At 33.8% G+C, this 13,190-nt stretch carries 7 protein-coding genes and 4 pseudogenes; 5 read left to right on the top strand and 6 right to left on the bottom strand.

Annotation, left to right across the window (positions count from 1 at the left end):
• Window positions 1–232 precede the first annotated feature (232 nt).
• The gene (locus AASI_RS06600; RefSeq protein WP_012473354.1) at window positions 233–3,967 is read left to right on the top strand and encodes a hypothetical protein; all 3,735 of its coding nucleotides are present in this window, start codon (window positions 233–235) and stop codon (window positions 3,965–3,967) included.
• 256 nt (window positions 3,968–4,223) lie between these two features.
• Here AASI_RS06600 and AASI_RS07745 read toward each other — a convergent pair.
• Window positions 4,224–4,992, bottom strand: a pseudogene (locus AASI_RS07745) (IS5 family transposase).
• Between the two features lie 195 nt (window positions 4,993–5,187).
• Between AASI_RS07745 and AASI_RS06585 the strand changes: the two are divergent.
• Window positions 5,188–5,856 carry a hypothetical protein gene (locus tag AASI_RS06585; RefSeq protein ID WP_012473352.1) on the top strand — a complete coding sequence of 223 codons (669 nt, stop codon included), beginning with the start codon at window positions 5,188–5,190 and terminating at the stop codon, window positions 5,854–5,856.
• Between the two features lie 516 nt (window positions 5,857–6,372).
• On the top strand, window positions 6,373–7,374 hold the full coding sequence (locus AASI_RS06580) for an IS110 family RNA-guided transposase (protein ID WP_012473351.1): 1,002 nt from the start codon (window positions 6,373–6,375) through the stop codon (window positions 7,372–7,374).
• Between the two features lie 321 nt (window positions 7,375–7,695).
• Here the strand turns inward: AASI_RS06580 and AASI_RS08395 are convergent.
• Together AASI_RS08395 and AASI_RS06565 are read right to left on the bottom strand one after the other, a co-directional pair.
• Window positions 7,696–8,625 (bottom strand): annotated as a pseudogene (locus AASI_RS08395) (transposase); the annotation flags it as partial.
• 11 nt (window positions 8,626–8,636) lie between these two features.
• A complete protein-coding gene (locus AASI_RS06565; RefSeq protein WP_012473350.1) occupies window positions 8,637–9,335 on the bottom strand; it encodes an IS1-like element ISCaa1 family transposase in 699 nt (232 codons plus the stop codon).
• Between the two features lie 506 nt (window positions 9,336–9,841).
• Between AASI_RS06565 and AASI_RS08390 the strand changes: the two are divergent.
• Window positions 9,842–10,667 (top strand): annotated as a pseudogene (locus AASI_RS08390) (transposase family protein).
• A gap of 145 nt (window positions 10,668–10,812) precedes the next feature.
• Window positions 10,813–11,859: a leucine-rich repeat domain-containing protein gene (locus tag AASI_RS06550; RefSeq protein ID WP_012473349.1), complete on the top strand. Its 1,047-nt coding sequence runs from the start codon at window positions 10,813–10,815 to the stop codon at window positions 11,857–11,859.
• Between the two features lie 412 nt (window positions 11,860–12,271).
• Here AASI_RS06550 and AASI_RS09010 read toward each other — a convergent pair whose 3' ends face one another.
• The 3 genes and pseudogenes from AASI_RS09010 to AASI_RS06540 form a co-directional block, all read right to left on the bottom strand.
• Complete coding sequence (locus tag AASI_RS09010) at window positions 12,272–12,544, bottom strand: P-loop NTPase family protein (protein ID WP_202943301.1); 273 nt, start codon at window positions 12,542–12,544, stop codon at window positions 12,272–12,274.
• Window positions 12,545–12,546: 2 nt separating this feature from the next.
• The gene (locus AASI_RS09005) at window positions 12,547–12,786 is read right to left on the bottom strand and encodes a P-loop NTPase family protein (protein ID WP_202943300.1); all 240 of its coding nucleotides are present in this window, start codon (window positions 12,784–12,786) and stop codon (window positions 12,547–12,549) included.
• 68 nt (window positions 12,787–12,854) lie between these two features.
• Window positions 12,855–13,061: pseudogene (locus AASI_RS06540) on the bottom strand (hypothetical protein); the annotation flags it as partial.
• Between the last annotated feature and the right edge of the window lie 129 nt (window positions 13,062–13,190).

The following is a 13,190-nucleotide window of genomic DNA, read 5'->3' as shown; positions in this document are numbered from 1 at the left end:
TACGAAATCTTTTATAGGCAAAATCTGCTAAAAAGCTATAGAGTTTGTCTGATATTAGCATCTTATAAAATAAACTCTTATAATCTTAACAATTGCCCAATAAATGAGAAATTATTAGTCTTCTCTTCTCTACCTGTTGTAAAATCAGTTATTCTTTGAAGAATCAAGGTATTTATATTTGTAATTAAGCTAACTGCGCATTAATATGCATCCCTGTTTAGTCTTTAAAATGATGAAAAGAAATTATAACCTAAGCCAGCAATTAGTGGCTTATCTTTTATTGATCAGCGTATGCTTACAGAGTTGTTCTCATTCTCTTAATCCACCTATTGCTAGGGTACAAGAATCTATAGAAAAGACACAAGAATTAACTAAGCAAACTGCTATTAATCAGTTAGTAGATAAAGAACTTACCGCAGAAGGCGGCCATGCTGTTACTTTTTATGAGGAAGTTGGTGAGTTAAAAGCCAATGTAGCAATAAATGCGCCTCAAGGATTTAGTAAAACATATGAGGGGTTATCAGTAGCTGTTGAGCAAGGAGCAGAATTACCAAGCATGCCTCAGTTACATGAAAAAGCACAACAACGACGTATTCATCTTCAACCAGCAAATGCAGGGAAGCCAGCTAAAATAGTTATTTACAAAGGAGCAGGGCTAGCGGGAGGAGGAAAGTACAGGAAGCCTAACAAAAAAGGAAAAGCGATAGATAGTTTAAAAGACTGGGCTCCTACATATGAATTTTACAATTCAGAGAAAAAATGGAAGGAGCAGCTCGGTCGATTAGCAGAATGGAAAAACTTAAGTATAGCAGGTTATGTTCCAATAGCATTTTATAGCGACCCGGATTTCTTAGATATTTACAGGCCCATTTTAAATTCAAATGTTCGTTTAGTTCCTGAACACGTAGATGATCCTCTGGTAGGTATACTGTGGTTTAAAACTTTAGCAAAAAGAATTGGTTTAGCCCCCATCAAACAAGCTTATAGTGACCAGGAAATCAAATTTTTGAAGAGGCAAATGCTAGCTATGGCTATGAGTATACAGGGGCAGGCAAATGATTTTAAATGGGTTTCCCATAATCTGCGAGATTTATCTAAATCTGCCATTGAAAAAGCAGATAAGAAATTAAATGATCAAGAAGCAACACCAGAGGAAAAAACAGAAGCTTTAAAGAAAAAAGTATATGCATCTATTCCTTGGAGGCAACTAGAAGGATTAGGAAAGTTTGCAGACAAGTTAGGAAAAAATAACTATGTTGTGGATGAGATAGAATTGTTTAAAAAGGAGCTTCCTAATCTAATTCAAGATTTTCGTACTCTTACTAATCAGTTTAATACAATTATTCGGTTCTATCAAAAACAAAATAATGGAACATTAGAGTGGAATTTCCCTGTTCCTGCCCCTAAATTCACTGCCATTTATGCATTAGGAAGTTTTGTAAGAGATAAAAATAGTTTGCAAAAAATTGAAAAAATAATTAATAACCTTATTGTTAATAAATCAGAATCTAAGAGCCTTACATACAGATATGCATTATTACGCGTCTTGAGCATTATCGGGGAGTGTAAAGTTACAATATCTCCTGTTACAAGAGATTGCTTACTGACAAAAGATATGTGGCATATTTTAAAGAATATTAGAAATGGTTTTCATAAATACAAGTTTCAAAAACAACTTCATGACATAATTTTGAATTTAGATGATGACAAAATTGTGCTTGATATATTGCAAGACTTTGAATTGCTTATTCAAAAAATCGAAAGTGAGGGGATTTTAGGAAAAGACAATTGGGAAAAAATTAAGAGGCTTTATAATAACAGCAGTTCAAATAAGCTCTCTAATTTACAACTAAATAATATAGTAACGCTCTATGAATCTATTAATAGCAAAATCAATAAATACCAAAAGCTTTCTGACCAAGAAATAGAGCAATTAATAGAATCAACAAAAAATTATCTTCAACCATCCAATGAAGCGCTTGAATACGTAAAAGAAACATTGCTTAGAGAGGAAAAAATAGATCGTGAAGCTAGAGAATATTTTCTTGCCAATTTAGACAAACTTAACCCTTCGAAAAGTATAAAGCGTACACTTGCAGGAGCTTATGGGAAGATATGTAAAGCTGAAAAAGAGGAAGGAGAGGCAGAAAAAGTATTAAGAGAAGCTCACCAAGAATTAGAAGAATCTAAAGAAAATATAAAGGAAGCTGAAGAAAAACTAAAAAAAGCTAAAGAAGAAGCTATATCTGTTAAAAATCGGCTGCAAGAGAATATCAAAGATGCTTTTAAAAGGCTAGAGGAAAATCGCAAATTAGAAAATATAGAAGCGGATAAGCTAGAAAGGTTAGAGAAAGTTGCAAAAAATATTCGGACATATCAAACATGGATGAGTTTGAAAATAGCCTTGAATGAAGTTGGATTGACTTCTAAGGAGGGATTAAATCTTTGGGAAAAATATCATATTCCTGTTGAATCAATTTCTAGAAAACAAAAAGAAGGCCACCTTATAAAAGCTAGGATAGATATTTTATGTAAGCGTATCCAAAATGTACTTAAAGGTTTAGATAGTATTTTTTCTAAGTATAGAAATATACCTTTTACAAAGCGTATAGATACTTTTATTGAAGATTCTATAACAGCTTTAGCTATGGAATATTTGGTGGGATGTTTTCGTGAGAATGCTCAGCAACTGCATGACATATTATTGGTGGTAAATGCAAATAAAAATAAAAAGGTTTTATTAGCTAATAAAGTATTAGAGGAATATATAAATAGAGCAAAAGCAATTCTACATAACCATGATATTACCGCAATAGATAGTTTAACTGGAGCAGGAACAATTATGGCTTTTGTTCTTGCGGATATACCTTTATTATTTGGTGACCTATTGGATGTAGAATTTGTCTTAAATAATGCAAAAGTTAATGTAACCTTGGATAATGGCTACAAAGCAAGCATACCTGTAATAGATGATAGGAGAATACATACTAAAAAATCCAGAAAAAGAAGAATAAAAAAACGTAACAATCCCCTTGACGAAGGTTATATCCTTATAGAAGGAAATTATCCTATCTTAAAATCAGAAGATGAAGCAGCAGCAAGAATTTATTTAAAATCTTTTCAGGGTAAAGGATTCCGTTTAGGAAATTTGCATGATAATTTATCTTTAACTTCTCGCTATTTATTATTTACGCCTCCTAAAAAACCAGATAATATCCTTGCTGTTCTTAATAGTTTAATTTCATCTAAAGATGACTTATTTGAGCATAAAGGTATAAATTTAGAGGGTGAGGAGATTCTTTTTGAAGAAGTTAAAATAGCTGCAGATAATGACTGCGCGTTGCATTGTTTAGGTCTTTCACGCCAAGAAGCTATGCAGCTTCTTTTAGCTAAATCACCTAATGATAAAATTAGAAATATGGTAGCTGATGAAATTTTTGAAGCCCTTAGAGAGGGCACTATCCCTCAGCAAATGCGGGATCAAGCTTATAACGAGTTACGTAAAAGATATTTTGCAGTATATACAGAGATTGGTACTTTAGTAAGTAGAGCAAATAATGAATTAAAAGTAGCCGGACAAGCAGCTCAACAGCTATTATCCGTCTATCCTATAGAGGACAGTATTACACTTACTTCTTTAAAACAGAAAATGGAAGCTCTTGATGATGTTGAAAAAGAAATTTTAACATATGCTTCTAATGAGGAAACATTTAAAAAATTTGTTAAATTTCATGTAGGTAAAACTGGTACATGGTTAACCTACATTCGTGGAACACGTGAGGAAACAAGAACAACAAGTTTAGATGCTATTGCACAACTAAAAGGTATTAAACTAACTATTTGGATTAAAGATGAGCAGGATCAAAACTTACGTATTGTTCATACTTTTAATGAAGAGGGTAATAATCAAATTGATATGCTACATGTAACAGGCTTGACTCATTTTAATCTTTTAAAAAGGAAATAACCTACTGTGCTAGCGGGAGTATTAATACATAAAATTACGGCTTAGAAATCAATTAATGCTTATAGACGCGAATTTTAGTTTTTAGTCATCTTTATGCTATGCTTCTTTAAATTATAGTCCTAACTTGACACTTTAACTTCATTAGGACACAAAATTATTAGCAATAAACCGAACCCACAAATTTCTACACATTCGCTCCCACTGGCCCAACTTGTAACTTTTTTAGGAAGAGACAACTTAGAGCCTGTCTAGAAAGCTAAAAAACAGCTGGTTCAAGCCTTTTAAGCATCAGTCTAATCATAACAATCTTAATATGCGTTTCTGAAGATTTAGGATTATGCTCGTAGTCCTTGGATAATCTTCTTGAAAAACTCAGCCAAGCAAATGTTCTTTCTACTATCCATCGCTTTTTAACTATAGCGAACCCATCTCCTAAGCGTTCTACTACTTCTAGCACATAACCAAACATAGCACGTGCCCACCCGATACATCCTGTTTTGTATCCCCCATCTACCCATATTTTCTTAATAGAGGGGAACAAAAAAGTCGGATGAGTAAAAGGTGACACCCCCTTGAGTCTGATATACGCGCTGAATGTACTGCCACAGCAAGCAAAAGCCCAAATGTATCAACGACTATATGATGCTTGCGGCCTTTGATTTTCTTTCCCCCATCGTAGCCTCTAGATCCCCTTTTTGTGCCGTTTTTACAGAACGACTATCAATAATGGCAGCTGTGGGTGTAGCTGCTTTACCTGTTTTTTTCCTTACTTGGGAACGGATCCTATCATGTATCTGGTCCCATTTTCCGCTCAGCCGCCAACGGTAATACAACTCATACACACTCTTCCAGGGCGGAAAATGTATTGGCAGCATTCTCCATTGGCAACCTGTTTTCTCTAGATAGAAAATGGCATTCAACATAACTCGCATGCTATGCTTTCGAGGTCTACAAGGGCCTGGATACCTGACAAGGGGCTCTATTATTGACCATTCTTGATCTGTTAAATCACTAGCGTAGTTCATCTATTTTTTTTGGTTTGTTAGCCAATATTACAAAATTTTAACTACTCTAGCTCCTATTTTTACCCTTTCTAGACAGACTCTTAGTTAACCTCTCTTCTCTTGGTTTGTCCATTTAAAAATTGTTAGCTAGATTTCAATCTCTTAGCAAGCTTGCTAATTTTTATTCGATGTATAGAATCTATAAACCACAATAACATGAAAAAGTTACAAACACAGCATATACTACTTTACCTTCCACTTATAATGTTGCTATCTAGCTGCAATCTAGTAGCCAATAAGTTAGGTATGAAGAAAGGTGAATCAACAAGCTATACAGATGCATCACTAAACTATTACGAAAGTACAGTGCAAAAAGAGATAGAAATCGCTAAACTATTTCATAAAGATCACCCTGTGATGAAGATGTTAAATGAACTTGATATCGACACAGATACTAATTCAGGTAACGTATTATTCGCTCAAGACGAAACAAAAAAAATCATTGATTTCAAGCCTGCTGCCGTGCATCCTGTTATCATTCCTAAAGGTACCTGGATGAAAGATTTTGGGGATTACCGCTATAGCAAAGCTTATGCCGATCTTAAGAGTAAATATAAAGTTTTTCTAGTCCCCCATCCCATACATGGTGAAGAAGGAATAGTCTTTAAGGCTCAAAGAATATCTGATAACCAACTTGTGGCTATCAAATTTATACAAGAAGGTTATCAAGAACATATAGCATGGCAAAAACTAAGCAATGCATTTAATCAAGAGCGATATGCAACTCTTAAGGAATATTTTCCTGAGTATTATGAATATATAGAGCTTATGATTAATGATAAAAATTATGTACTGATCATTACAGAATGGATAGATAGTAAGTAAAGAGTAGTAGCTTTATTAATCACAATTACTATGAGTATCAGCAGTATTTTGGAGAGTAGCTAAAATTAGGGCAGGTTTATATTGGTGATATTTAGAGTATATCTATAGTAAATTAAGTTGAATTAGGTAGAAATTAGGAAGCTTAAAAATGGGCCAGTAGAAATATACTGACTCCACATGATTTAATTATTAGAGTTCCGTTAGGTTTGTAGAGTAATAGAAAGAAGAAGAAAAGCTTAAAAAAGTAATATTATTGTTGTAGCAAAAGAGTTAATCATATGTGGTTAGCTTGGCATGTATGAGAGATAGCGAACATGTGGATAACTCTACAACTAACACACCACAAGGGGCGCTTTAGTTAGAGCTCGAGGCATTATGGCCTATCGTAAGATTTAATCCCCTTATGGTTGTTACAGGCAGATTCATATAGAAATTGAAGCTCAAGGCTTATTATCACGGAATGGAATATTACCTGTAATGTGTTAGTATATACTTTAACCTTTAAATTCAAGATAGATGCAATTTACTTATATTCTTGGAATCGATATATCAAAAGATACTATTGACCTAGCACTCAGTCAAAATAAAGCTAATACTAATATTGTTAACAGTAAGTTTAGTAACAATTTAAAAGGGTATAAAGCCTTATTAAAATGGTTCAAAAACCAAGGAGTAAAAACAGAGCAACTCCTTATCTGTTTAGAAAATACAGGTATTTATCATCGGCCTCTGACAGCTTTTTTACTCAGTGAGCAAGCTTTTGTTTGGGTAGAAAATGCACTAGAGATTAAATGGAGTATGGGTTTACAAAGAGGTAAAAATGACCAGATAGATGCACAAAGAATATGCTTATATGCCTTTAGAAATCAAGATAAAGCCCAAGCCTACTCACCCAAAGATAACTCTTTACAAGATTTAGCCGATTTATTGGCTACTAGAGAACGCTTAGTAGAAGTAAGGAAAATGCTATTAGTCCCTATTAAAGAGCTAAAACAAGTTGGCTTAGAAGCAGAGTCAAAAAATGTAGAAAAAAGTTGTAAGAAAACATTGTCTGGAATAGATAAAGACATAGAAGCTATAGAAAAAGGGCTAGAAAATATAATTGCTCAACACAAAGAGATAGATGATAATTACTGGTCGGTATGTTCAGTACCAAATGTAGGTAAAATTACAGCATTGTACCTGTTAGTAGCCACCAATAACTTTAAACGATTTGATGATGCTAAACAGTTAGCAAGTTATTGTGGGATAGCCCCTTTTGAATACCGATCAGGGACAAGTGTCAGAGGAAAAACAAAAGTAAATCATATGGCTAATAAAAAGTTAAAAAAGGCTTTACATCTGTGTGCTGTAAGCTCACTGAGGCATAGATCAGAAATGAGTCTATATTATAAGCACAAAACAGAGGAAGGAAAAAATAAGATGAGCGTTATCAACGCAATACGTAATAAATTACTTCAAAGGATATTTGCTTGTGTTAGAGAAAAACGGATGTACATCGTTAAGCAAGCGTCTTAAGGTAAAGATATAAAAACACAGTAATAAAAAAGTTATAAAATACTTGATTTTACCATAGAAATCTTCTGAAACCCTATAAAAGCTATATATAACCCTACTTAAGTGAAGGCAAGTTGATAGGTTTCAGAAGAACTCTATTTTTTTGCTTATAGATAGGACCAGCGGGCGCATGCCTATCTCTTCAATAATATCCTGTAGTCTATCATGATTTGTAAGTTTATATACTGATTAAGTGTTAGGATGCCTTTCTTGTTATGCCCATAATATATTAAGTTGCCCTTTAATTTACATAGAATAAATGACGGCTAAAGTGACACTATTTTAATATATTTCGGGTAGAAAAAATAGTGTAACACAAACGATACGGGCTGTTGAAAAAGTATTTGTTAAAAATATTTTATTAAGCATGTTAAGAAAACGAAGAAAGTCATAAAAAAGATGCTTGATTAATCTTTTAACATTTTGTACACTAGCAACCATGTATGCTTGTATTTGTACTTTTTCAACTCCTCTGTAGCGTGCTTTACTTAGGCCATGTAACTGCTTAGCTTCGGCAAATATGCCTTCTATTTTCCACATCCTTTCTTTAAGCTTACTAATGAATGCCGGCTTCTACATAGCCTCTAAAGTCTTATCAAATAACTCCTGATGTAGGTTTCGAATAAGATATTTGGTGTTTCTACTTTTTCCCCTAGATAAAGCACTACAACCTTCTTTTTGCACACATCTAGCACAATCTGATGATTTTGAGCGGTAATATTTACGCTCATTGCCTATGTCTATAGATTCATAAGGATTTAAATATCGGCCTTCAGGACATACAAATCGATCCTGTTCTTTTTCATAGGCAAACCCAGCTTTATAAGCATCCTGTATGGCCTTGCCACTTTTAGTACTAAAAAGTGGGATATAGGTCACAATACCCTGTCTTTGTAGCGCCTCTATTATTTCTTTTGAACCGTAAGCTCTATCCGCAATAGCTTCTTTTATAGTTAGAGTATACTTTTCTCTGATGTGATTTAGCCTCTCTATATACACTTGAGAATCATGTGTTTTACCGCTTATAACATGCGTATCAATTATGACTCTACTTAATGCATCGATTGAGTTGTGAACTTTATATTTTAACTCCCGAGGACTACCTTCCTTTTTTGCCAGACTTGAATCTTTATCGGTCTTGCTGATATGAGTACTGTTGCTTATGGTCCTACTAACAGGTGGCCCAGACTTATTTATAGCAGCTTTTCTTGCGGGATTGCTAACTAAAATATAGACAAGATAAAATCTTTATATATCAATAAGTATAAAGATAACTCTACCAGCCTTTCTGATTTTGAATAACACTTGGTTTTTCTACGAAACCTTGCTAAATAATGCCTAACATTAGCATTATGTGATTCTATATGTGTTGTCTGCTTTTTGGATACCTTATGCTTATGAGCATTTATAAACTGTGTATACGCTGGCCAATGGTCCGTCGCATAAAATGATCGGCAAGCTATATCTTTTATTTTAATCCAAAGCCTTTTTCCTGTGCTTGCTTCTCGGCTGCCCGTGACAAAGTCAAGTATACTTCCCCCTGATCGCTCCAATGCAAACCATATCCATAGTTTCTTTTTTTTTGATCCTACATAATGCCACATTTCATCCATTTCTATTACTTCCACTGCTTGCCTTCTTTTAGGCTTGTTTTGATTATGGTAAGCTTGTATCCATTCTCCAGCTGCCCTTATCCATTTCAAAACTGCTAGATTACTCACTCCCAATACCCTGCCAATAGCTCTAAAACCCATGTTCTCTAAATATAAGTGGATAGCCATTCTTTGTTTATCTATATTCTTTCCCCTACGCTCATCTACTTCAACAAAGTTAAACCCACAGCTTTTGCAGTTGTATCTTTGCTTGCCTCGTACTTTACCATTATTGATGGTTTTATTCGATTTACATCCTTTACATTCCATATATGTTTTTGCTCGCTAATTTAGTAGCTATTTTAAAATTAGCAAACCCAAATTTTTAATATAAAAGCTGTTTATGCCTACTTAATTTAAAACACTAACGTTAAACATTATTTATAAAACTTTAGATAAAGTACAATCGTTATTTCTATAGGTAAAATGGTGGTTTATAGGAACTTGTATAAAATGCAACTAGTATAACAATTGTGCCCAAGCAAGCTTATTTTATAGGTAGAGTAGTGGCTTAAGTACAATTAAGAAAAAATTAAAAACCGTTTTAAATAAAATGACCGTTTTTTTTTAAAGCATACTCTAGTTTTTTGTAAATGATTCTAGCATAACAATTGTGTCCAAACAGCCTCTTTAAATAAGTCCCTTTAAGTATCTTCGTCTATAGGGTAAATTAACTCTTAGTAACCATACTGAAATATAATAGAGCCGCTGCAAAGGGTTGCAAAAGAAGGAAAAAACAGGTAAGATGTATGCCTAACCAAAGATAAGGAAGTTATATGCATTTAACATATGAGAAACTAAGCAAACCTCCCCGTAGTTTTTTAAGAATAAACGGTCTAAGTATTGAAGCCTTTGATCAATTGGTCACAAAGTTACGACCATCCTTTGTCCAGCTAGAAGCTGCCAAGCTATGTCATGGACGTCGGAGCCATCTACCTGTGCTCGAAGATAAGTTACTTTGTGTTCTAATGTATTATCGCACTTATATTAGCCATGTATTTTTAGGCTATTTGTTTAATTTGCATAATTCTAACATATGTCGCTTGCTAAGAAAAATGGAACCATTACTAGCTAAGAAAATTAGCATTAAAAAAGATCGCAGCTTAACGGCAGAAAAGGTATTACGCATATTAGCGGATGTGAGTGAACAGCCTACGCAGAGACCTAGTAAAAAGCAAAAGAAATCTTATTCAGGCAAGAAAGGGACATACCATAAAAACAGAGATAGTCATTAGAGAAGATGGGAAAATACTTTCTTTCTACAAATCACATAAAGGGAGAGTGCATGACTTTAAAATTCATAAAGGAGAAAAACTCTTACCTAAAGAAAGCATTAAGCTAGCAGAGAGTGGTTATCAAGGCTGGCAAAAGCTACAGAGTAATGTAATGATACCCTACAAAAAGAGCCGTAAGCGTCCCTTAAGCAAAGAGCAAAAAGAACATAATAGGAAGTTAGCTTCCATACGTATGAAGGTCGAGCATAAGATAGGGAAGATAAAAATATTTAAAATTATGTCAAAGGTTTACCGTAACTTTGAGAAGAAATATAACCTTTGCTTTAATATTATAGCTGGTCTAGTGAACTTCAAGCATGCTTTTTAACAGGCAACACAGCTAAAGACACCCAAGCAGCTATAACTTTTTACTATTCTATCTTTATTTTAAGCGATTCACAGCGGCTCTAATTTATTTAAAATAGGAATTTTTTATTTTATGCCTTATATATTGCTAGCGGATCAGATTGATAATGAAACAGTTCAATTATATAAATCGACATATAACAGCATATTTTATACTGTTAAGCTTTTACTTTTTGCAAAGTTGTGTTACTGATATTAACCAGGTAGCTACTACCAAGGGTGAAATTAATATATCAATACAGTGTCCGCATGATGAGAAAACCCACTCAGCACAAGAAGTAATTATAGGAGATACACAGCATAAGGAAGTAACACAAGAGTCGAAAGAAGCTATTAATATCTTGTCAGAACACCAAGGGCAAAAGGAGGGATACCTAGTCTCTAATGACAAGCATGTAGATAAAGTATTGGTTCAGCATGCTCCAACCAACACATTAATTCTAACAACAAGGCAGCGTTCTCTAAAAAGCAAAACTTTACATAGTGCTTTGCTGCAAGAACGGAATAGACTTATAACAAACAACATTAGCAATTTAATTATAAGTAAAGCCCCTCATGGCCAGATCCTTATAAGTTCAATAAAGCGAGCATTAAAAACTAACAGAAAGGATACTTTGCTATTTGAAGGCTTAGATTTTCAAGAGCAGGACTTTGTTCAGTTGTCATATCATCCTTTTTTCAAAGAGAAATGCAAAAGGATCATTTATTGTGAATCTGTTAATCCAATGCAGAAGTCCACACTACATGCATTAGGTAAAAGTCTACAAGGAACTCAGATAGAAGAAGTGCATGTAGTAAGCAATCGCATAGGTAGTAGCATGGATAGTAGTGCAATAATCGATTTTTTAAAGGAGTTACGAGGTACTAAGGTGCGTGTGCTTAATTTAAGAGATAATGGTTTATTATTTAATATGGTAGATGTTTCTGATGCATTAATAGGCACCCAGGTATATACAATTGATTTAAGCAATAATTACATACACATACCTATGGAAAGTGCAAATCTGGTTGGTAGGAATTTATATCGTACACAGATACGATATATTGATTTAATGGCTAATCCCATCGAGAGTGAAGTACAGCAGTTTTTGAAGCAAAATTTTAATAGGATTAATTGGAAATTCTTACAGCTTATATTTTTAGAAATTTTTTAAAAATAAGCCAAACTTTAGTTCTACTAGCATAGTATACACTATTAGAGGAATACATCTTAAAGAATGGTTGGTGATATAGCGGAGTATACATTTACACTTCTGTAGGAGATAGAAGTTATTGTTTCTGGGTAAAAGGAGCACCTATGTATCTGGAATTAGCTAGCTGCTAACCATAAGGGTACTTGTATACCAACTATAGAGTATAAATTTAAATTTGTTAGGAAAATATGCCAAATTTAAGGAGTATCGTGCTTTGTATATGCCTATGGTTTTTTTAGGATAAACCCCACTAAAATAGAAGAATGAAATCTATAGGTTGGTTAATGCTATAAGTGGCTATAGGTATATAGAGAATAGATAAGTACACAACAGTATCTCTTTATAAGAAGTTTTTTAGGAAAAAGCTTATAAGTTATCTTTCTAGATTTCTTAAATTACTATCTCCTTTAATCTCAATAAATCTTACTAAAGGATATTCTTGTTGAAGTTTGAAAATTTGCCGATGTACTCGCTTTTGAAAAGTCCACATATAGCGAAGTAAGCTAAACCGGATGGTTTCTTTACAGCCAGTAGCTCTATCATCGAGTGCATTATGTTTTACAAATAGCCTTTTAAATGCCCGCCAATAACATATCCATCTTGGATAATTAAAATATAGAACTAAATCAGCTTTCTTATAGCGCATGGCTAGCGACTTAAGTCAGTTTCCATCAATATTCCATCAATAATCCAACTTTTAGTATCTATGAGAGATTGTTGAATAGTTAAAAATTCTGCATAATCACGCTCGACCCAGTTTATAGTATAAAAGTATTTATCTAAATGATATAGTGGTATGCCAGTGGCTTGGTGTAAGGTAAGTGCAAAAGTAGGTTTGTCGCTTCCTGGACGTCCAAAAATCATAATCCTAGTAGATCGTTTATCCATTTTTTAAGATAGCTCTGGATATTTGTCTGGATTGTTTAAGTAGTAAGTAATACTTGGATTATCTATTCTCATTTCAACAAGTTCACTATAAATATGTGCTTCAAAACCACCTTTTTCTGCCTTCTTCTTATGTTATGCCTGGTAGCTCCTACTGCTTCGTAAGGCAGCTCATGCGCCAAGCATATGGCATGAATTACTTCTAGCAGGTCAGCAAGCTCTTCTTGTAGGTTAGCTTTACTGGTTGCACGAACAACTTCCTGTGCTTCTTCCAATAGTTTATCCTTTAGCTTTTATATATACTCAGCTTCTTCCATCATTCTTGTACAGACTTCGATGCTCTTGGCATGTAGAAGAGCTGGTAATTTATCTCAAATTAGCTTATTAATTTTAAAAAAATGCTTAAT

The organism is Candidatus Amoebophilus asiaticus 5a2 (assembly GCF_000020565.1).
GTDB lineage: Bacteria > Bacteroidota > Bacteroidia > Cytophagales > Amoebophilaceae > Amoebophilus > Amoebophilus asiaticus.
Note: the sequence above shows the minus strand (reverse complement) of the source record. Positions and strands in the feature narration are given on the sequence as shown.

Bases quoted from the DNA above. Each gene is read 5' to 3' on its own strand.
- AASI_RS06600 (WP_012473354.1), top strand. From the start codon at position 233: ATGAAAAGAAATTATAACCTAAGCCAGCAATTAGTGGCTTATCTTTTA.
- AASI_RS06585 (WP_012473352.1), top strand. From the start codon at position 5,188: ATGAAAAAGTTACAAACACAGCATATACTACTTTACCTTCCACTTATA.
- AASI_RS06580 (WP_012473351.1), top strand. From the start codon at position 6,373: ATGCAATTTACTTATATTCTTGGAATCGATATATCAAAAGATACTATT.
- AASI_RS06565 (WP_012473350.1), bottom strand. From the start codon at position 9,335: ATGGAATGTAAAGGATGTAAATCGAATAAAACCATCAATAATGGTAAA.
- AASI_RS06550 (WP_012473349.1), top strand. From the start codon at position 10,813: ATGAAACAGTTCAATTATATAAATCGACATATAACAGCATATTTTATA.
- AASI_RS09010 (WP_202943301.1), bottom strand. From the start codon at position 12,544: ATGCGCTATAAGAAAGCTGATTTAGTTCTATATTTTAATTATCCAAGA.
- AASI_RS09005 (WP_202943300.1), bottom strand. From the start codon at position 12,786: ATGGATAAACGATCTACTAGGATTATGATTTTTGGACGTCCAGGAAGC.